Below are 19,740 nucleotides of genomic sequence, written 5' to 3'. Positions count from 1 at the left end.
GTCTTTACAATGAAGACCGGCGTGCTTAGCATTATCAAATATTCACATGTTGTATACGGTTTCCGGTTTCCGGTTTTGAGATTAAGATGACAGGAAGTATATTATTGAGTTAGGCGATAGATACGGATATCAATTTCTCTTCTCGAAACTCGAAGGAATAAGCTCTTAAATACATCATCTAAAATGGCTATAATTACTTGAGGAGGAAATATTTTTGAAGGAAGCAGTGGAAAAATCGCTGGCCAAAATCAGGCCGATGTTGCAGCGGGACGGCGGGGATGTGGAATTGGTTGAGGTTGAACATGGCGTCGTCAAAGTGAAGCTCACCGGGGCGTGCAAGGGATGTCCGATGTCCCAGATGACCTTAAAAAATGGTATCGAGCGCCTGCTAAAACAGGAAGTGCCGGGAATCGTCTCGGTAGAGTCCGTCTAACAAACATGGGGGGCTAAAAGGACCGCCCGAGTAGCCCCCCCTGAAGGGAAGAGGAAAGAAATTAGATGGGGAAAAGGCGATTTCCATGGTTTATGGAGCCTTTGGAAGCATGACCCAGAGCGGCTAATCTATTCGCAACCGCCTCTTTATCCCGCCAACAGAATCTATATTCCAGTTTTTACTCAGCGCTCAGTTCAATAATGATAGGGATGGCCGGCTCGGATAGTGCAGGCCCGATAAAGCTGCTCTAACAGGATCAGGCGGCTGAGTTCATGAGTGAAGGTAAAGCGTGACAGGGCTAGGCGATGGTTGGCAGCCGCCACCAGGGCGTTTGACAGGCCCAGATGCCCGCCGATGACAAAGATGAGGGGACTGTGAGCCTCATATTCCATCTGGCTCAGCCATTGGGCAAACTCCTGGGAGTTAAACTCCTGTCCGCTTGCCTCCAGAGCAATTATTCGGGCCGGTTTGGGCAATCTGGCCAGCAACCGCATTCCTTCCCGCTCTTTGATCTGCTCCGGTGTTAGTCCTGGCCGGGGTTTTTCCTCCGGCACGCTCAGCAGCGAAAGTTTGCCGTAAGGCACCAGTCTTTTAGTGTAGAGATCCATACCGGCCTGGATAAAGCCGGTGCGGGTCTTGCCTACCATGAGGATCACGATCTGCAGCATGAAAACCGTTCATCTGTATGTAGAATCAGGTGGCGGGAGGCGCTTCGCTTTCCCGCCCTACAGCCTATTATATCTGTAATCCTAAGCTCTTGACCACTAACCCTCCTTAGTCATCGATTTTCTCCCTTCTAATAAGAGAAACCGGCTCTTGCCGTTGGCAATGCGGGAGTTATCAATCTGCCTGATGATCTCGCCCTGGGCGGTCAAACGACGGCCCTTGATTTCGGTCAGATTTCCCCGGGCCAGGATGATCTCGCCGGGAGCCAGGGGTTGGCGGTATTGCACCTCTAAACTAAGGGTCACCCCCGGTCCGACAAAATGCCAGACCGCATGTGCCATGATCTCATCCAGCAGGGTAGCGACAATCCCCCCATGAATGACCTCCAGCCAGCCCTGATATTCTTTGGGCAGGGCCAGAGTAGATTCAGCGGTTCGAGATTCTTGCAGATAGGCCACCTGCATCTTCAGCCCTATGGGGTTGCGGGAGCCGCAGGCAAAACAGTAGTCGTCGAAGATGGGAATATCCATAGCGTATCCCTGGGGTAATTTCAGTTGGATGCCGGGTGCGGTCGAAGCGGCTCTTTTTGATTGTTTTGCCGCCGCTTTTGCTATAATAGATTAATTAGTATAGTGTGATCCGAAGGCAATTTCAATATACTCAACCTATTTCGGCTTTTCATCCGATAATATCCCGGTTTGACAGTGAAACTACGTCGGGATAGAATTAGACTCTATTGAACATATGGATATAATTAATTATTTTAGGTTAGTGGACGTCGCCTGGGCTGCAAACGGGGGGGCGGCCGCGGTTTCCGATCTGGACGTGGTGCCCCTGATTCTCAACGCCGGACCGGTGGTCAAGGGTGTCATGTTCATCCTACTCGTATTCTCCGTGGCCTGCTGGGGTATTATTTTTGCTAAAGTTTTCCAGCTTTCGCGGGCCAAAAAACAGACGGCGGAATTTTTGGATCTTTTTTGGGGGGCGCGCAACCTGTCTACTGCTTATCACGAAACCCGGCATCTGCAGGCTTCTCCGGTAGCCGCCATCTTTCGCCTGGGTTATATAGAATTGGGAAAACTGATGCAGACGCAGGTGAGCACCGACAGTGGTGATCGGGATGTTTTGGGGACGATAGCCGTGCGCGGCGCCGGGGTGGAAAACGTCAACCGATCACTCAGGCGGGCTATGAATACCGAGACCACGCGGCTGTCCCGGGCTATCACCTTTCTGGCCACTACCGGCAATACGGCGCCTTTCATCGGTCTTTTCGGCACGGTCTGGGGAATTATGACTTCCTTCCGCGGTATCGGGCTCAAAGGTAGTGCCAGTCTGGCGGTAGTGGCGCCGGGCATTTCGGAAGCGCTCGTGGCAACTGCGGTCGGTCTGGCCGCCGCTATCCCGGCAGTCGTGGCCTATAATTATTTTCTCAGCAAGGTACGGGTCCTGGAGACCGAAATGGCGAGTTTTATCTCCGACTTTTTAAATATCATCGAGCGGGACATGATGCGGCGGGCCCAGATGGGGGAAAAATAAGCCATGGGCATGAGCGGTGGTTCCTCCAACGGCCCCATGTCAGACATCAATGTTACACCACTGGTGGATGTAATGTTGGTGCTCCTGGTGATCTTTATGGTGACGGCGCCGATGATGACCACCGGTTTGGACGTCAACCTGCCCCAGGCGCAGAGCGGCACTCTGGATGAGACCAGGCCGCCGATTATCGTTTCGGTGAGCGGTCAGAGCGATATCTTAGTCAACGACCGGCGCACCTCCCTGGCTGAGTTAGGGGGCGTCATTGTCCAGGAGAAAAAAGCTCAGACCAACCCGCAGGTGCTGCTCAAGGCCGACCGCTCGGTGCCGTACGGCCTGGTAGTGCAGGTCATGGGTGCTTTAAAAGCCGTGGGGGTGGAGAAGTTGGGCATGGTGACCGAGTCCCCGGCTGCCCCAACAGGAGGATAACAGGTTGTATGAATAACGGCGGCCTTCCTGATCCTTCCCCTTCGGATCGCTTAGGTCGGATGCTGCTCCTGTCCATGGCTTTTCATCTGGTCCTTTTTGGCGTGCTTTGGTATTTTAACGCCAAATCACCGAAGGTAAAACCACTGCGGCCGACCTATACGGTGGATCTGGTGAATATGCCGTTGCCGGCTCCGGCTCCCACAATCGTCAAACCGGAGTCTTCACCTGCAGGCGAAACCGTCAGACCTAACAGGGAGGTTCGGGAGAAACCCGGACCGGCGATCGGCTTGGCCCCTGAGCCCAAAAAAACTCAGCCGGACAGGATGCCGCCCAAGGTGGAGAAGAAACCGCTGACTCCGCTGAAACCGGCAAGGCCGGTGGAAGCCGAACCTGCGGCCAGAGCTGCAGCCAAGCCGGCCCAGCCCGCAGTTAAACCGATAGCGCCGGCCAAACCGGTGGCAAAGGTGGAAACCCCGCCGAAAACCGTCGCCAAACCCCTGGCGCCGCCAAAACCGCCGATAAAAACGGCGGAGCCGGTCAAAGAAGTTCCTAAGCCGACACTAGCCTCTAAGCCCAAAGAGATTGTCCCTCCCACGCCGCCAGTGGCCAGGTCGAAACCGACGCCGAAGGGTCGGGGGGAAGCGAAGGCCACAACAGAGTCGGTCAAGCCGGTTGCTGAGCCGGCAAAAAAGAGCGGTTCCCCAAATTCTGCTTCGGGGGCAGCAGACGCCAAGGCTCGCGATCGAGAGATAGCCCAGGAAATTTCCCGGGTGCAAAGTAAAGCTAACAGATCGTCGCGTGATCAGACAATCCAGGATTCGATCCGAGGTCTTGAAAAGGGATTGGCGGCGAAATCCCGGGAGCAGGAATATCAAGAGGCGGTGCGGCAGGCAGCGGCGAAGGTGAGTGCCGGGAAAGTAAGCGCTAAAGTCTCCGGCGCCGGTTCCGGTAAGGGGGGCAGCGCCGGCGGCGGGGCCTTGGGCAGCGCCCAGGCGGCGGCCTATGGCTCCAAAGTTTCGCAGATGGTGAAGCGCCACTGGCAGCCCAACTGTTTGCAGCGCAGCACGATGCACCACCTCAAGGCCGTCATCGTGATCAGGATTCAATCTGATGGGACGATCACCGCCTCCTGGTTCGAGAAAGAATCGGGGGATCGCCTCTTCGATCAGTCCGCTATGTCGGCCGTTACCCGCTCCAATCCGCTGCCGGCTTTGCCACCCGGCCGGGAACAGCTTGAAATCGGCATAACGTTTACCCCTGAATGGAAGGCGAGTTCATAATGTCAAGAAGACAATTGACACTGTTTCAGGATACGTTTTTGAACGTTGTGATAAGCATCTCTCTGTTACTGGTGTGGGCGGGAGATGGCCTGGCTCAATCGAGGGAATACATTGACGTACGCGCCCCCATAACTAAAAAATATGTTATTGCCACTCCCAAGCTGCAGGGACCCGGCGGTTCCGGTCCGGAGTTGGGAGCGGCGTTGGCGGTCCAAGCCGATCAGGACCTGAGGTTATCCGGTCATTTTACGGTGCTCGATCCCGGCACCTACGATTCCAGTCCTATCGGACCATCGCCGAGCACCGGGCAACTGCACAACTTATCGGCGCTTGGCTGCAATCTGGTCATTGCCGGTGGTTGGCGGCAGGAAGGGGGACAATTAGTCCTGGACCTGAAGTTAATCGATCCAGGATCCGGTCAGATGTTGGTGGGCAAACGTTATCGGGGCGGCGCCAATGACGGCCAGCGCATGATGACGCAATTTGTCAATGAAGTAGTGCTTTTCCTTACCGGCGAACGGGGTGTACCCCAGGGGCGCCTTGCTTTCATCAGTGGCGGCACGGATGTCAGGGAACTGTATGTGATGGATATCGGCGGTACCCCTAAACAATTGACCCGGTACCGCACCCTTACCCTCACCCCGTCCTGGTCGCCGGACGGCCAGGAGGTCTTCTTCTGTTCCTATCGGGGCGGTTTCCCGGCCTTATATGCGGTTAACCCCGGTTCGGGGAGCATCCGCAAACTTTCTACCCATGGTACTCTTAACGTCACCCCGGCGGGGGGACCCAGAGGGCTGCTGGCCGCCACTCTGAATAAATCGGGGGATCAGGAAATTTATCTATTGGACCGGCAGGGAAACATTAAGCAACGTCTGACGCAGAGTCCGGGGATCGATATCTCTCCGACGTTTTCGCCGGATGGGGCCCAGGTGGCCTTTGTATCGAATCGCGGCGGCAATCCTCAGATTTATATCGTTTCTACCGGGGGAGGACAGCCCCGGCGTCTGACGTTCGGGGGGACCTACAATGTGTCGCCCGCCTGGTCTCCGAGAGGAGATCTGATTGCCTACGCCAGCCGTACCGGCGGCGGGTTTCAGATCTTCGTCATCTCCCCGCAGGGAGGCGGCGCCCGGCAGATCACCAGAGAGGGCAGCAATGAGAGCCCCACCTGGTCGCCGGACGGGAGTTTCATTGCCTGCAGTTCCACCCGGGGCGGTACGTCTGCCATCTACCTGGTGAATGTCAAGACCGGGACGGCCACCCGGTTGACCACGATGCCGGGAGCCCAGACGCAGCCGGCCTGGGCACCCGGTGGGAAGTAATGGTCAGTGGTTAGTCTTCAGTGGTTAGTGAGCAGGGAGCAGGGACCAGCAGGGGCAAGGGGGTGGTGAACCATAGCATTACCCCTGATTCCCAAGCTTTAAAAAAAAGAGTGGTTGTACGTGAGAAAACTATTCCGTGACCGGTGGAATAAAGAGGAAATCAAGCTAGTTCTCGTATTGGCTATAGCCTTGATGGTTTCTGCCCTTCTCTTCTACTTCAGTACCAGCAGGCCGATGCCCAAACCGGCCGAAAAATTCAATGGCGAAGCGTTTATGCATGATTATAACTGGTGACGAGTTTTTTGTGAGGGGGGACAGGTAAAAGGTCCAGATTTCGGAGTTCCGAGTTCCAAGGTGCGGACATATGTTTTTTATTCTCTCTGCCGTTCCGTCTCGATACTGAAGGCCCCAGCTCCTGATAGCCTGATTTCATCTACCACGTTGACAATCAGTCCCAATCTCGCCTCCCGGTCAGACTTGATGCGTACCGAAGGCTTTTTCAGCTTCTTCAGTTTTTCCTGGAGGGAATACTGCAATCCGGTGAGCATTATCGGATCCTTGTCAAGGAAGAGGGCGCCGTCTTTGGCCACGGAAATGATGACTTCCTCCTTAACCTCCGGCTCTGCGGTTTTGGAATCCGGCAGGGCGATCTTGATGGTCGGGGCCGTCACAAAATGCGCCGTGAGCATAAAAAAGAGCAGCAGTAAAAAGACCACGTCCACGAGCGGGGTGAGATTGATATGTTGGTGATTTTTCCGGCGCCGGACAAATTCAATCATTGTTGCCCCCGCGCAGGTCCAAGATGATTTCTTTCATCCGCAAGGCTACTTCATCCAGGCTGCGATCCAGGTAGTGGGCGGCGACATGGGTGGGGATGCCCACGAACAGACCGGCAGCCGTGGTTATCAAGGCCTCCCAGATGCCGGCGGCCAACAGGCTGGGATCGACATTCGTGCCCATGGTGGCGATGACCTGAAAGGCCTTGATCATGCCGGTGACAGTTCCCGTCAGCCCCAAGAGCGGCGCAATAACGGCAATCAGGTTGAGAGATCCCAGGCCGGATTCCAAGGTCTTGAGTTCTCGGGAGCCCGCCAGGGAGATCTGCCGGTCGTCCAGACCCTGCTGTACCGCCTGTAAAACCGGCGCTAGATATGTGCTCCCGTGCTCCTGGATAGCCTCCAGGGATCGACCGATATCCCGCCGCACGCGAAAGTACTGGATAGATTTATTGATAGTAATAGCCAGGGCGATCACGGAACAGAGCAGAATGGGCCACATCAGCGGGCCGCCCTTGATGAAATATTGAAGCATTATTACACCTCGCTGATAGCGGACACAACTGAAATAGCTGTGTCCGCCAGTGGGATATTATACTCCTTAATTTACCAGAAATGTTAAGGTGGCGATTTCCCCGAGCTTGTCGGCATCTGGGCTGTTGGGGGTCGGTGTTATCTTGCCGGCAGTAACAATATTCAGGCCACTCTCTTTAATGATGACCTCCGCCTGGCCATTGGAGTCGGTCTTCAGGGTATCTTTTGGCACCCCTTTGGCCCCCACTGCGGCTCCGGCCAAGGGTTTGCCGTCGTAAAGTACCAGAAAGGCCAGCTTATCTCCTACCTTCAGTTTTAGAGGATTGCTCAACGGCACAATTTCCATCTTGCCGCCCAGCGCTTTGCCGAAACGATCATTCCATTGTTTGATCTGCTTGACGCTTTTTATCCAAATGGCCGAGTCTATAACATCTTTAGCCTGGCTCTTGGGAATGTTTTTCCATCCTTCGGGGGTCTTGACCCGGGGGCCGGTATTATAGACAAACATCACCAATGCCGGGTCTTTTTCGGTAACCAAAAGCACGCGTGATTCTTCGGGTTTCTTGGTAATGGCCATATCTTTGCCAGAAGCATCAAACGCTTGAGCGGTTTTGATGAAGTTGGGATTGTAAGGGTCGCTCTTGCCGTCATGACCGTGAATGATCACAAAGGCGTCTCCTTCTTTGACCACATAGGTATCGTGGGCATAGAGGGATGAAACAGTCAACAGGGTTAACCACAACACATACACCAGACATTTTTTCATTGTACTTCTCCTTTTTTAATATGTTCTCGGCTGAGAACATTGCTTAAGCAATTAATGCAAAAATATAATCAAGCACATAGCATTAGAATTGATATCTAATTCCAGCCAGCACATCCCACGTCGGATAGGGGATAATTGCTATCTCACCACTTTGGGTGGTGTAGGTATCCGCGGCATACTTTCGGGGCGTGAAGCACGCGTCCACCGAAGCCGTCCATTTTTTATACCGGTAGCTTACTTTCATAAGGTATCGATCGAATTGTGATCCGATAAGGGCACCGGACGTATCGACCGGCTTACGGCCGCTGCGGGCATAGCAGAAATCAAAGACAGCCTGTTGACCTCCTCCGGCCCAGGCTTTCTGATAATTTATACCAACAGTGGAAATATCCTCGGGTTGGCCGGTAATATATACCGCCCCGGGCGTTTGCGGGTTTTTCAGTCTGGCCCGCACATCGGCCCAACTGCCGTAAAAAGTAAGTTCATTGGTGAGGAAGATTTTGGCCTCTACTTCGACGCCGGTCCGTTTGGAAGCACCCAGGTTTTCATATACCAAGGTGGCCGGGTTTAACCACTGCTCTCGCTGGTATAAAGTGTTATAATAGTCAATGTTGATCTGAAGCCGTTTGAACAAGAGGGCGTTTATGCCTACGTCCCAGGTATCCAATTTTGCCAGGCCCAGGTCAAAATTTGCCTTTTGGGTTGCCGAGGCGGGGGACAATTGGCTGGGGCTGGGGGAAAGGAATCCCGTTCCTTTATTGGCGTAAATATTAATGTCTTGATAAGGGGTGATTACTAACCCGATTTTGGGACTCCAGATATCGGGATAGGCGTTTCCGGAGTTCTGGGGATACAGTATGTTATTAACATCGATATTAAACGTATCGTAGCGCAACCCACCGACCAGTTTAAAGAAGGAAAAAGGTTTGTACTGGCCCTGTACAAAAAAGGCGGTATTGAACTGGTTGAAATCGTAGAGGGATTTTACTTTGGTAATAGTATAATAATTGAGCGAACTCATATCGTTGGTCTTAGCCGAGTCATAGCGCAGTTCGTTGCCGGCGATAAGGGATAATTGGTCGAAGGGGCGGTAATCATACAATAGCCTCCAACCGCAGTAATTTTCCGAACTGTCACGTCGTGCCTGGGGCGAAGGTGGAAACGTCCTTCCGGTGGCATTCCATAAATAGGTATAGTAAAGAGTGGCATGCAAGCCTTCTTCTCCTCCGTGGGGGGAGTAATTTACTACAACATCAGCCATTTCACTGTCGCCCCGGTCCGTGAGATTTACTGCGCTAGTGCGACTAACTATCCCCTTTTTCATCTCCTCAATTTTCAAGTAACCGGCGTCACTCCAGGTACGGGCGGCATAATGGGCCCGCACTGATACGTCACCCTGCCACAACGGGAACGTAACTTTATTAAAAAACTGGCCGCGTTGGTAATCACTGTTTTCACGATATCCATCCCGGATATACCCTTCCCATACCAAGAAAGGGGTATATTGCAAGGAGGGGTCGCTAAAGACACCCACTCCCCGACCTGTGGCAAAGCTGCCTCCATATCCCCCCAAACTGGAAGATGGATCAGACTTTCGGGTGACAAAATTGATAGTCCCTCCCAGGGCAAAATTGCCGTAAAGCGCTGAAAAAGGTCCTTTAATGACTTCAACGCGTTCAATCATCTCCGGGATCAGCCAGCCAATCTCCACCTGGCCGTTCCACCAATGGAGGGTGTTTACCGGCACCCCATCCACAAAAACGGCCACGCCATTATTGCCGATAAAGCCTCGCAAACCGATTTGATGTCCCATGTCTCCGCGGGGATATTTCTGTACATTCAAACCCGGCACTTTACGCAGGATATCGAGAACATCACCGGTATAAGGCGTCCGCTGGATTTCGTCCTTGGTAATGATATCTACCTGTGCCGGCAATCCCTCAGGTCTGATGGTAATCTTGTCCTGCTTTTCTACCACGCGTTCGGTTTCCACCAAAATTTCTTCCATGACATTAACCTGCTCTTTTTTCTCCTCTTCGGAAAAGAGCAATTCCGGACAGATCAAACTCAATAGAAATGCCGCTACAACGATCTTAAAAGATTTCACAGCCTCCCCCTTTTGCCTTGGTATCACCCCCTCTGATGCATAAAATGACAACAGGGGTGCTCGTCAATACGCCGATCTTTGGATCCTCCTTAGGCCAATTCCCCATCAGGGCAGGGTCTCCCCGCCACGGTCAGCCCCTGCCCTTGTGTTTATTCTCCTGGTGCCGAAGTCGAACCATCCCCCAGGTCCGAGCTCTCTCTCTGCACTTCAATATTCTTTATCCTCATCTTCATCAGGTGATCCGATGCTTACTTCACTTCAAAGGCGATAGTGGCCGATTTGTAAAGCATATCGGCATCGGGGTCATTGGGCGTATCGGTCTTGCGAGTAGCTTTTACTATGTTAAGCCCGTTCTTTTTGATGACCACTTCGGCCTTCCCGTCCTTGTCGGTTTTCAGAGAGTCCTTCTCCACTCCTTCCGCTCCCACTGTGGCCCCGGGCAAGGGTCTGCCGTCATACAGAACTTGAAAAGGCAGCTTGTCCCCCACTTTCAGAGCCAGGGGATTTTTTAATGGCACCAGTTCCATCTTGCCGCCCACCGGTTGGGTGAAGCTGTTGTTCCACTCCCAGAGATTCTTGCTGAAGGTTTCCCCTTTTATGGACTGGAGGACATCTTTGACGCCGCGTTTGGATACATTTTTCCAGCCTTCAGGAGTCTTGACCCAGGGGCCCGAGTTAAACACCACGATGACCAGAGCCGGTTCCTGGGGCATGACCAGGGTGGCGCTGGTGCCCTTGTCTTTTACCATTACCGACAGATCTTTTCCGGAGGCGTCTATGCCCTTGGCCGCCTTGATGAAATCCGCCTTGTAGGGATCGCTTTTACCGTCGTGGCCCCACATCACCACGTATGTGCCGCCGTCTCTGGCCACCCAGGTGTCGTGGGCGTAAAGAGTAGCAGCGGAAACCAGGGTTAAGGCCAACGCCAGCATAACTGCTTTTTTCATAAGATTTCTCCCTTAAGTTGGTGATCTTTAAGAAACAGTTTTTTGCAATAAACTTCCAATAAGCAAATGTTGTTTAATTAAACCGGTATTTTAGTCCGCCCAAGACCTCCAAAAAAGGTAATGGGGGATAATACAACGAACCGACGTCCACGTAGATTTCCGAGGAATAGTGGCGTGGGGTTAATGTAACATCCACTGAGGCGGTCCAATTTTTATAGCGATAGGCCAACCTTGAAGAATATTGTTCAAATTTTGATCCTATGAGAGTAGCAGTAGAATTGGCGGGGCTTCGGCCCAAGAGTCGATAGTAAAAATCTAGGCTTAACTGCTGATTGTTTTGATCCCAGGGCTTCCTGAATTGTAATCCGATGATTCCCATATCTGCTGGGATATAAGGAACATAACAGGCATCAGGGGTAGGAGGATTTTTCAAGCGCGCCCGCACATGAGAGTAACTACCGTAGAGCGACAGTTCCTTGGTGAGGAAAATCTTGGTTTCTATCTCGAGGCCGGTACGTTTGGAAGTACCTAAGTTGTAATAAGTTAAGGTTATTGGATCTTGCCACGGTTCCCCCTGATACAGGGTGTTATAATAGTCAAAAGCGACATATAATCGTTTCAGGAAAAGCGCGTTGAAGCCCACATCCCACGTATCAAGCTTGGGCAGGCCCATAGTATAATTAGCATTTTGGGCTGGAGTTGACGGAGACAACTCGTCTTCGCTGGGTGAACGGAAACCCCGCCCTTTGTTGGCGAAGATATTGATATCTTTATAAGGTGTAAGTACCAAACCAAATTTGGGACTCCACAAATTGGGGCTACAATTACCGGAATTCTGGGGCACAAGCTTATTGTTCACTTCGATTTGAAATTGGTCGAAGCGCAGACCACCTAAGAGTTTTAGGAAAGAAAAGGGCTTATATTGTACCTGACTGAATATACCAGTACTGAAATAATGAAATTCTTGGTTACGGGTTGTATTCAGATAATTATAATATGCAATGGTATCCCATTCTTTGGCATTGATCTGATCATAGCGCAGATCATCACCGACAATCACAGACAGATTGTCAAAGGGCTGGTAATTATAAAACAGCTTCCAACCCCAATAGTTTGAGAAGCTGTCCTTCCGACTCTGCGTGTATCCATCCCATGTCCTGCCAGTGTCGATGCCATAATAGGCATAGTAGAGTGTGCCGTAAAAGCCTTGTTCGTCATCTTTGGGGGAGTAGTTCAAAACCACATCGGCCATTTCGCTATCGCCTCGATCGTATGGGCTTACCGCGCTTGTCCGGCTGATTAGACCTGTTTTTATTTTGTTTATCGAGATGTAACCCGGATCACCCCAAGTTCTGGCCACGTAGTGGGCTCGCAGCGATAGATACCCTTCCCCCAAAGGGGTAGTGAATTTGTTAAAAAACTGCCCCCGCTCGAAATCATTATTGTCCCGATATCCCTGTCGGGTATAGCCCTCCCATACCAAAAAAGGAGTTACTTTGTAAGACGGATCGCTAAAGACTCCGATTCCCTGACCAGTTCCCCAAGTCCCTCCATATAACCCAACAGTGGGACCACTTTCTGATTTTTTGGTGATGATATTGATGACCCCGCCTAAGCCAAAATCGCCATAGAGCGCCGAGAACGGCCCTTTGATGACCTCGATGCGTTCGATCATTTCCGGCACCAGCCAGGCAATATCTTGCATTCCATGGACATAGGCCATGACATTCATGGGCATACCGTCCACGAAAAAGGCAGTATTCGCCCCATGGGCGCCGCCAGTAAACCCACGCATAGAAATTCCATCGCCGTAATTGCCGCCGGTGTATTTTGCGATATTTACTCCCGGCACGTTTCGCAACATATCGAGATAATCTCCCGTATAGGGCGTATGTTCAAGATCATCCCTGGTGATTATATTCACCTCCGCTGGCAGACCTTCGGACCTAATGGTTACCTTGCCCTGCTCCTTCACCAGGCGTTCACTTTCCACCACTATTTCATCGATTGTCTGCTCCTGAAACTTTTCCTGGGCATAAAGCAGTGCCGGCAGGATGAGAACCGACAATAGCAAGATCGTGCCTCTCCGAATGAATTTCACCTTTTTTCCTCCCCCTATTTTTCTCTTGCCCTCACCCCTTTCTATCCGTAAAATAACAATAGGGGCGTTGGTACAGACGCGGGTGTGCAACCCCTCCTCAGGCCAATTCCCCATCAGGGCAGGGTCTCCCCGCCAAGGTCAGCCCCTGCCCTGCATTGATCTTATTTGTACTCATTATCAAGTTATCGCTTGGGTCTTTCGCCTTCTTCTCTTTAATAGTACTGCTCCATCACAGATTAGAAAGCCTGGGCACCAAGAGTTATTGTTCGTAATACTTCAGCTACTTGAGAGAACAGATCAAGAAATGGTAGGCGTTGCCCATCCTACATTTAGGAACCTCAATCTTTTGATGATTGCCATTACCCGCGGGTCACCCCCCCGAACCATGAAAATGGGTGTCGGAGCATCCCAGAAGGCGTGATGCGCTTCGCTTTGGCTTACGCCGATCTGCGATTCGCGCCCTACGCAACTGGCCACTGGCAACTGGTCACTGACCACTGTATTTTCTGAATAATTCAGGCTTAATTTCATTTAACTAAATGTGTTACTATTTTTCTAACGGCTTTTGGCCGCAGACGGCGTAGTAGTCCCAGTTGCGGCTGATCCGGTACCAGAACGGCATGTCTTTCTTCTGTATATCGCTTAAATAGTTCAAATCCACGTCCTGGATATCACACAGTCCCGCCTGTTCCAAATAGGTTTTGGCCTTTCCCAGGGGGACGCCTTTGGCATGCGGCAACGAGGCTTGCAAGGCAGGAGAATAATGACTACTGGAAAGATCTCTTTTCTCGAAGACGTACATCAGCCACCTTCCCACCTTTCTTCTCAGGCTTGTCACCAGACTCCCGTCGTCCCAGAGGGCGTCGATTACAATGACCTTGCCGTTTTCTTTGATAACCCTCGTCCAACTGTCTAAGGCCGTCTGGGGTGAGGGGAGTGCCCACAGTACGTGTTTGCAAACTACAACGTCGAAAAACCCTTCTTCAAAAGGCGGTTTTTCGGCGTCCCCCAATTGGAAATGGACACGGCGGCCAATGTCACTCTCGGTCTTGGTTTCGGCTTTCTCCTTGGCTCTATCCACCATTCTGGGAGAAATGTCGATACCGTAGACCTCGTGTCCCATGCCGGCCAGCAGGAAGCTGATTTCACCGGTGCCGCAGCCGGCATCCAATATTCTTAGACCTTTGCCGGTAATTAGTTTGCCAAAAAGCTCCTGCCAGGCTGCGGCTTCTTCTCCTTGTTGCACGATATGTCCTGGATATTTATCATATTTTTCTGGATCCCAGCGTCTTGACATCTCGTCCTTTATCCGATCGTGGTCATAGATGACCTGCTCTTTTTGCTGCTCCTGGGCATAAAGCAGTGACGGCAAAATGAGAACCGACAACAGCAAAATCGTGCCTCTCCGAATGAATTTCACCTTTTTTCCTCCCCCTATTTTTCTCTTGCCCTCACCCCTTTCTATCCGTAAAATAACAATAGGGGCGTTGGTACAGACGCGGGTGTGCAACCCCTCCTCAGGCCAATTCCCCATCAGGGCAGGGTCTCCCCGCCAAGGTCAGCCCCTGCCCTGATCTTTATTATCTTTTCGCCTTTTTAGGTTTCCTTGAGGATTACCTTATGATCTGCCAGATTCAGCCTCAGGAAGTCCGCCTTTACCACTCTCTGTTCTCCGAAGATGCTGATTAACCGTAGTAGACCGTCCTCTTCCGGTTCGATAAGGTCTACATCCGGCAGCAGCAGTTCCTCCTGGCCGTTTCTAAGAATGTATGCGGTGGCTTCACACATGTTAAAGCACCTCCTGCAGTTTTCCAGTTTCAGCCTTAATGCTAAGGCTTGTTTGACTATTATAACGCCGTTATTACCACTCAGGCCGTTAATGACGTAAAGACAATTGCCGCTGTTAGGCATTTCGAGCAACACGTAGTATTGCCGGCGTATCTGCCCGATCTTGGTCATCAATTCCTGAGGATAAACTTGATCGGCAGCCGGGCAATGCTATCCCTCGGTTCCCCCTGGACCATAGCTGGCCGGAAGGAGGATTGTTTGACGGCTCTCATAGCCGACTCCTCAAAACCGAAGCCGGCCCCCTGGATTACCTCCACTCCCCGAAGATTGCCCCGCGCATCGATTGACAACCGCAGTACCACGCGTCCCTCTTTTCCCAAACGGCGGGCCATCTCTGGATAAACCGGCATCACCCGGCGCAGGAAGGCCGGGCCGGTGGCGCTGCCGAAATCGGTAACCAGGGGGCCGGTAGGGGCCCCGGTCCCCCGAGTTACCGTCCGCCGGGGGGAAATGGGAGGTGATGGTTGAGCGGCGGTTATTGGTTGAGGTATAAAAGTTTTGGTTTCCACCGGCTCCGTAACTACCGGCTTCGGTCGGGGCTGCGGTCTTATCTTTGGCTTGGGCCGCACCGGTTCCGGTTTAGGCGGCTCCACCGTCCGGGGGGGCGGTTCACTGGCCATCGGCTTTTCCGCCATAGTCATGATAAATTCAACCGGCGGAAACGTTTTGGAAACCTTGGTAGCCAGAGATATGGGAATGAGCAGGATAAGACAGTGACATAGGGCAGAAATGAAAATTCCCCCGAAGCGCGTTGCTACTGGCATAACCGTTATTCCATTACTCCGTCGTCATTTGAGTGTTGATAAAACGAATATAAATTTCACTAAAATAATTTATCTCAACCGGATACCCATACTCTAACCGCTGGCTCAGCAGTATTACTGAGAAAATACCGCGGCCGGTTGCGTAGGGCGGGAATCGCAGATCGGCGTACGCCAAAGTGAAGCGCATCCCGCCGCAGTTGGAAAATGATTGCTGCACAGGCCAGAAAGCCTATGCTACCGGTAAATCATTTATCAGGCATAATAATTACATATTAGAAAAATAAAAAAAACCATGAAAGTTCGACCCCTTCTGGGGTTAGAAGCCTTCATGGCCGCCGGTGTTTTTTACTTTTTTATATATCGAGTTAAGGGGATTCGGTCCCTTGATCAACTCTTGTGAAGGTTATTACAAATAATAGGTTTTGTCAATAATTTTTTTCACAGTATGATAATAGCTGCCACCACACCCGGGTCGATTGTCTGGCGGGAAACAAGGATAATGGCCGGGAGTTAATCCATACCGTCTCGCTTGACAGGCCTTTTTCGCAGTTATGGGAGCATTAGAGGAATTTTTTCAAATCATATTTCTGGGCCAGGGCTTTCCTCTCTTCCTCGGGCAGAGAATTCATATAAGCCCTCCAGCCGGGGCACCAGTTGGCATGCCATCGCCAGAGTCTACCCAACAATGATCGGGGGTTGCGGTCGTAGCGGGCCCGCAGGGGGCATTGTCGACACATCGGATTTGCCATTTCAGCTCCTCTCCATTCTTTTGGTTTTCAGGAGTTATCAAAGGCTCTGGCAAAAAACATCTTCCACTTCCCGGTCATTCTGAAAGGTGTTATTTCCTACCAAAGATTCGCCGCCGCGGCCACACTGATGCGGTCGACAAGCTGGATTGCCTCCTCGGGGCATCCGGAGCGGCAGACGCCGCAGCCATAACAACGCCGCGGGTCAATCACCGTTTTTTGATCGGCGGTGCTGTAGGTCATGGCCTCGAACTGGCAGAACCGCAGGCACTCGCGGCAGCCGACGCACCGATCCGGGTCGACCTGGGCAATGTATTCGCCGCGAAACATCACCGGCACTGCATGGGTTATGGTACAACGCATCGCCAGGCAGTCGGAGCGGTCGCAGTTGCAGATGCCGCCGATGAAAGGCGTATGGAAGGTCCAGACGCTGTGACACAGTCCTTCCTGCTCATGGGCGTGAAAGGCGGCGATGGCCTCTTCTCGGGTGAGTACTTCCAGTCCCGTATTCTCGGGGCCGAATAAATAGCTGCCATCAAGTTCCCGCAAGATTTCGGCAAACCTCCCCCCCTCGGGCTGGAGACTGATCCCGTAGCAATAACGCTTTTCCTGGCCGAGCGAGGCCTGGCGGCAGATACAGGCTACCCTGATAATGCTGTTCACAAACCCGAAAATCTGCTCGATGTCTTCGATGGGGACTATCTGGCCGAAATGAACCTGCTGCATTTTGCGGGTTATAGTCCGGCTCATGATATTTCGAATAAAAGTCGGCGCCTTCTCCAGGCGTTCGAGGTTGCGTACGTCTCGGGCCAGGGCCTCGGGGTCGGAGAGAAATTTCTTGATAAAACGGCGTCGACGCAGGTCGCTGAGCAGGTCATCGGCGTAGTTTTTGGCCTGCAGATACCATTTCTTGCCTTCGCCGTGCTGCAGACAGAATTCGCACATGTAGTTTCTAACCTCACAATAGAGCGAGAAGAAGCCTTAGTATTCCTCTATTATCTTGGAGGAATGGAACGGGCCCATTTCGGGATGGTGGTGTTGGCGGGTGAGTCAATCTGCGGCAGGTAGGGTTTCAGGTCGATCACCGGCGTTTCGTCCCAGGCCGCCAGACCTTCTACCTCAAGCCGGTTGCCATCACGTTTGATCAGTCGGCAGGCATCCATGCCGATCAGGTTGGGGCGGGCCGGGGAACGGGTGGCAAAGACGCCGGTAAGGGGATTGGCCGGGTTCCCGCGCGGATGGACCTTCAAAGTACGTCGTTTCTCAGGCGTATCGTTGCCATGGAACCAATAGATCACCCAGAGGTGAGAAAAGCCCTCTAGGCCATCCAAAGATTCAGCGTAATCTGGTTTCACCACTACAAAGATCTTTTCTCCCCGCCGTTCTACCCGGCCGACAGGATTGATCGTAATCTGCGACATCACGGCGCCTCCATTGGATTTTTCCTGGCCCCAGGCGGGCTGTCGGTCCGACCCGCCCAGACAGGCTAGCAGAAGGAACATCCCTGCGGCCAGAGATATCAAGGTCTGCCGGAATGATCTCGGAACGGGGCCGGCAATGGCTTCTTTACAGTTAAAAAACTCTGAGTTTCTTTCCATAACAGATACCTCTCTGTCGGCTGAGAGTCGGCAACCAGCATGGGTCATTTCCGCCACCCGCTTCATCATATCATATTTCAGTCTCGCACTGCTTGTAAAATGGCATATCTGTCATTCGAGGTAAAGTTTTCGGTTTCCGGTTGTTGACCAGAAAATAACTGCGACACAGGCTGGAGGCCGGCGCAATCAATAAAAGGGGAGAGAGAAGGGGGTGAAGGGAAGAGGGATTGATGAGAAATTCTGTAAATTCGATAAATCAAAGATAGTTATTAAGAATGACAATTAGCGTATTAGACTAAGCTACTGATATGCCACGTTTATTATGGATAACTAATGACAGTAGGACTTTGAACCAGGTCTTGTCATAGCCTTCCGGGAAGTTCCAGGACAAGACCTGATGCTGTTTTAACCTAGTTTTCCAGAGGTTGCCAACGGTCCTGTAGCTTGGCCATCACCTGGGGCAGCGTGGTATATTCCATTTCGTCCATGGGCAGGCGATGCGGTTCAAAGGGGCCGTGGCGGCGCAGGTGGTCGGCAATGACATTGCAGAGGCGGCGGGCTTCATTAAAGCTGGGATCATCAAAAATATCGCAGGGGCCAACGAGGTGGCCGTTAGCCAGTTGGAAACCCAAGCATATAACTCGGGGAGGGCCATCGAATCGGGTGGGACGGGCCTGTGATAACGGGACCGGCATGAGGGGGCCGTAATGAGAGCCGCGCATCCAGCCCTCGACGATGTGGGGCATGGAAAAGGGTTCCACAACCTCTCCGACGGCGGGAAACTTTCCCTGGCAGCGGACGACACAGACCGGATCATCCTTACCGACGTATTTTCCGGCAATTAGAGCCAGTCGCTCGGTAGAGGAGACGGCGGCTATTTCCCCGTCTTTGGTATAGACCGCTTTTACTAGATAACGTCCGGTGGCGCCGATAAAAACCAGGAGATCATAGAGTTCCTCCGGAGTGCTGAATAATATTTTCTGATGACCTTTAACGTCATGGACTTCGTAGCGAAAACCTGCATGCAGAGTGGGAGCGATGACCAGACCGGCGGTATTAAATGGATCGGCGAAAATCTTGTAGAGGGGCAAATTCCAGGCCCCGGCCGATGTCTTATCAGCCATAAAGATAACGATGGGCTCAGACTCGCGCTCGACAAACTCCATTTCTGCCACGCCCGGACCCATGCCTCTGACATTGCCGGAAAAAGCGTGGCTCAGCAGGTCCTGTCCGGCGCCGTAGAGCTTTAATTTTTTGGCGACTTCGGTGCAGGCCTCAAAGACCTCCCAGGCGAGATGATGGACATCCCGATTATCAACGCCATGAGAGTGGGTCATGATGAGTTCCAGGTCATCACCACAGGCGGTGACGTGGTAGTCAACGAGGACTCCCTGGCTGCGGGCATCATCTAAATGACGGCTGGCCTCCAAAATCAGCTCGCCGTGCATGGCGCAATGCCCCACGTAGCCGCCGACATCGGCTTTGATCACGCTCAGGGTAATTTTGTCTGCCATGTTCTTCTCCTCTTGGTAAATATTTACTGCTGACGAAAAATCACCCAATAATACAGGCTTATAGATGCCGATGGAAAAGACCGAGGTGCAGGCGACAAGAGTGGGATTATGTATGAGATAGTTTCCTATTATAGCAAATATTCAATCAAAATAATACCGTAAAATATCTAACCAGGTGAAGTTGGATCGCGGTTGCCTCTATTACCCGGTCCGCAGGGAACAGCCTGGAGATCGTGGAGAAGCAGTGGCGCGACTATCTGCGGCCATTGACCGATATCTTCTTAAATAACTTTAAGATTGCGATACTTAGAATATTTTGAACATATACCAAACAGGAGGGGCCACGAGCCCGGCTTCATAAACCGATGAATTTAGA

The 19,740-nt window shown here is 52.1% G+C and carries 20 protein-coding genes; 5 read left to right on the top strand and 15 right to left on the bottom strand.

What is annotated here, in order from left to right:
* Positions 1–214 precede the first annotated feature (214 nt).
* Positions 215–433, top strand: a complete 219-nt coding sequence (locus tag DESAC_RS10625) for a NifU family protein (RefSeq protein ID WP_013707075.1) — start codon at positions 215–217, stop codon at positions 431–433.
* 194 nt (positions 434–627) lie between these two features.
* On the opposite strand, the gene DESAC_RS10620 is transcribed toward DESAC_RS10625, so the two are convergent.
* Positions 628–1,101, bottom strand: coding sequence for a 23S rRNA (pseudouridine(1915)-N(3))-methyltransferase RlmH (locus DESAC_RS10620; protein WP_013707074.1), 474 nt, complete (start codon positions 1,099–1,101; stop codon positions 628–630).
* A gap of 96 nt (positions 1,102–1,197) precedes the next feature.
* On the bottom strand, positions 1,198–1,629 hold the full coding sequence (locus DESAC_RS10615; protein WP_013707073.1) for a PaaI family thioesterase: 432 nt from the start codon (positions 1,627–1,629) through the stop codon (positions 1,198–1,200).
* A 214-nt stretch (positions 1,630–1,843) separates the two neighbouring features.
* Here DESAC_RS10615 and tolQ point away from each other — a divergent pair, with 214 nt between their 5' ends.
* The 4 genes from tolQ to DESAC_RS10595 are packed head-to-tail and all read left to right on the top strand — an operon-like array spanning position 1,844 to position 5,663.
* Complete coding sequence (gene tolQ, locus DESAC_RS10610) at positions 1,844–2,635, top strand: protein TolQ (RefSeq protein WP_013707072.1); 792 nt, start codon at positions 1,844–1,846, stop codon at positions 2,633–2,635.
* A gap of 3 nt (positions 2,636–2,638) precedes the next feature.
* A complete protein-coding gene (gene tolR / locus DESAC_RS10605; RefSeq protein ID WP_013707071.1) occupies positions 2,639–3,061 on the top strand; it encodes a protein TolR in 423 nt (140 codons plus the stop codon).
* A gap of 8 nt (positions 3,062–3,069) precedes the next feature.
* A complete protein-coding gene (gene tolA / locus DESAC_RS10600; RefSeq protein ID WP_013707070.1) occupies positions 3,070–4,341 on the top strand; it encodes a cell envelope integrity protein TolA in 1,272 nt (423 codons plus the stop codon).
* Positions 4,341–5,663: a beta-propeller domain-containing protein gene (locus tag DESAC_RS10595; RefSeq protein WP_052301943.1), complete on the top strand. Its 1,323-nt coding sequence runs from the start codon at positions 4,341–4,343 to the stop codon at positions 5,661–5,663. The genes tolA and DESAC_RS10595 overlap by 1 nt, the downstream gene beginning before the upstream one ends.
* Positions 5,664–6,034: 371 nt before the next feature.
* Here DESAC_RS10595 and DESAC_RS10590 read toward each other — a convergent pair whose 3' ends face one another.
* From DESAC_RS10590 to fbp, 13 genes are all read right to left on the bottom strand, one after another.
* Positions 6,035–6,442, bottom strand: coding sequence for an ExbD/TolR family protein (locus DESAC_RS10590; RefSeq protein WP_013707068.1), 408 nt, complete (start codon positions 6,440–6,442; stop codon positions 6,035–6,037).
* Positions 6,435–6,974, bottom strand: coding sequence for a MotA/TolQ/ExbB proton channel family protein (locus tag DESAC_RS10585; protein WP_013707067.1), 540 nt, complete (start codon positions 6,972–6,974; stop codon positions 6,435–6,437). The genes DESAC_RS10590 and DESAC_RS10585 overlap by 8 nt, the downstream gene beginning before the upstream one ends.
* Positions 6,975–7,040: 66 nt before the next feature.
* On the bottom strand, positions 7,041–7,739 hold the full coding sequence (locus tag DESAC_RS10580) for a DUF4198 domain-containing protein (protein WP_013707066.1): 699 nt from the start codon (positions 7,737–7,739) through the stop codon (positions 7,041–7,043).
* An 82-nt stretch (positions 7,740–7,821) separates the two neighbouring features.
* Complete coding sequence (locus tag DESAC_RS10575; RefSeq protein ID WP_013707065.1) at positions 7,822–9,846, bottom strand: TonB-dependent receptor; 2,025 nt, start codon at positions 9,844–9,846, stop codon at positions 7,822–7,824.
* A gap of 248 nt (positions 9,847–10,094) precedes the next feature.
* Positions 10,095–10,793 (bottom strand): DUF4198 domain-containing protein, encoded by a 699-nt coding sequence (locus DESAC_RS10570; RefSeq protein ID WP_013707064.1) that lies wholly within the window; start codon positions 10,791–10,793, stop codon positions 10,095–10,097.
* Between the two features lie 73 nt (positions 10,794–10,866).
* Complete coding sequence (locus tag DESAC_RS10565; protein WP_013707063.1) at positions 10,867–13,008, bottom strand: TonB-dependent receptor; 2,142 nt, start codon at positions 13,006–13,008, stop codon at positions 10,867–10,869.
* A 433-nt stretch (positions 13,009–13,441) separates the two neighbouring features.
* A complete protein-coding gene (locus DESAC_RS10560; protein WP_013707061.1) occupies positions 13,442–14,428 on the bottom strand; it encodes a class I SAM-dependent methyltransferase in 987 nt (328 codons plus the stop codon).
* A 62-nt stretch (positions 14,429–14,490) separates the two neighbouring features.
* The gene (locus tag DESAC_RS10555) at positions 14,491–14,682 is read right to left on the bottom strand and encodes a CooT family nickel-binding protein (RefSeq protein ID WP_041284498.1); all 192 of its coding nucleotides are present in this window, start codon (positions 14,680–14,682) and stop codon (positions 14,491–14,493) included.
* Between the two features lie 170 nt (positions 14,683–14,852).
* Positions 14,853–15,506: an energy transducer TonB gene (locus DESAC_RS10550; RefSeq protein WP_013707059.1), complete on the bottom strand. Its 654-nt coding sequence runs from the start codon at positions 15,504–15,506 to the stop codon at positions 14,853–14,855.
* Between the two features lie 560 nt (positions 15,507–16,066).
* Positions 16,067–16,255: a hypothetical protein gene (locus tag DESAC_RS10545; RefSeq protein WP_013707058.1), complete on the bottom strand. Its 189-nt coding sequence runs from the start codon at positions 16,253–16,255 to the stop codon at positions 16,067–16,069.
* A gap of 96 nt (positions 16,256–16,351) precedes the next feature.
* The gene (locus DESAC_RS10540; protein WP_013707057.1) at positions 16,352–17,197 is read right to left on the bottom strand and encodes a 4Fe-4S binding protein; all 846 of its coding nucleotides are present in this window, start codon (positions 17,195–17,197) and stop codon (positions 16,352–16,354) included.
* Between the two features lie 50 nt (positions 17,198–17,247).
* Complete coding sequence (tsaA, locus tag DESAC_RS16085) at positions 17,248–17,850, bottom strand: tRNA (N6-threonylcarbamoyladenosine(37)-N6)-methyltransferase TrmO (RefSeq protein ID WP_013707056.1); 603 nt, start codon at positions 17,848–17,850, stop codon at positions 17,248–17,250.
* A 410-nt stretch (positions 17,851–18,260) separates the two neighbouring features.
* Positions 18,261–19,364 (bottom strand): fructose-1,6-bisphosphate aldolase/phosphatase, encoded by a 1,104-nt coding sequence (gene fbp / locus DESAC_RS10530; RefSeq protein ID WP_013707055.1) that lies wholly within the window; start codon positions 19,362–19,364, stop codon positions 18,261–18,263.
* Positions 19,365–19,740 lie beyond the last annotated feature (376 nt).

Source organism: Desulfobacca acetoxidans DSM 11109, from assembly GCF_000195295.1.
Classification (GTDB): Bacteria; Desulfobacterota; Desulfobaccia; order Desulfobaccales; family Desulfobaccaceae; genus Desulfobacca; species Desulfobacca acetoxidans.
The sequence above is the reverse complement of the archived record's forward strand: the minus strand, read 5'-3'. Positions and strand labels throughout refer to the sequence as shown.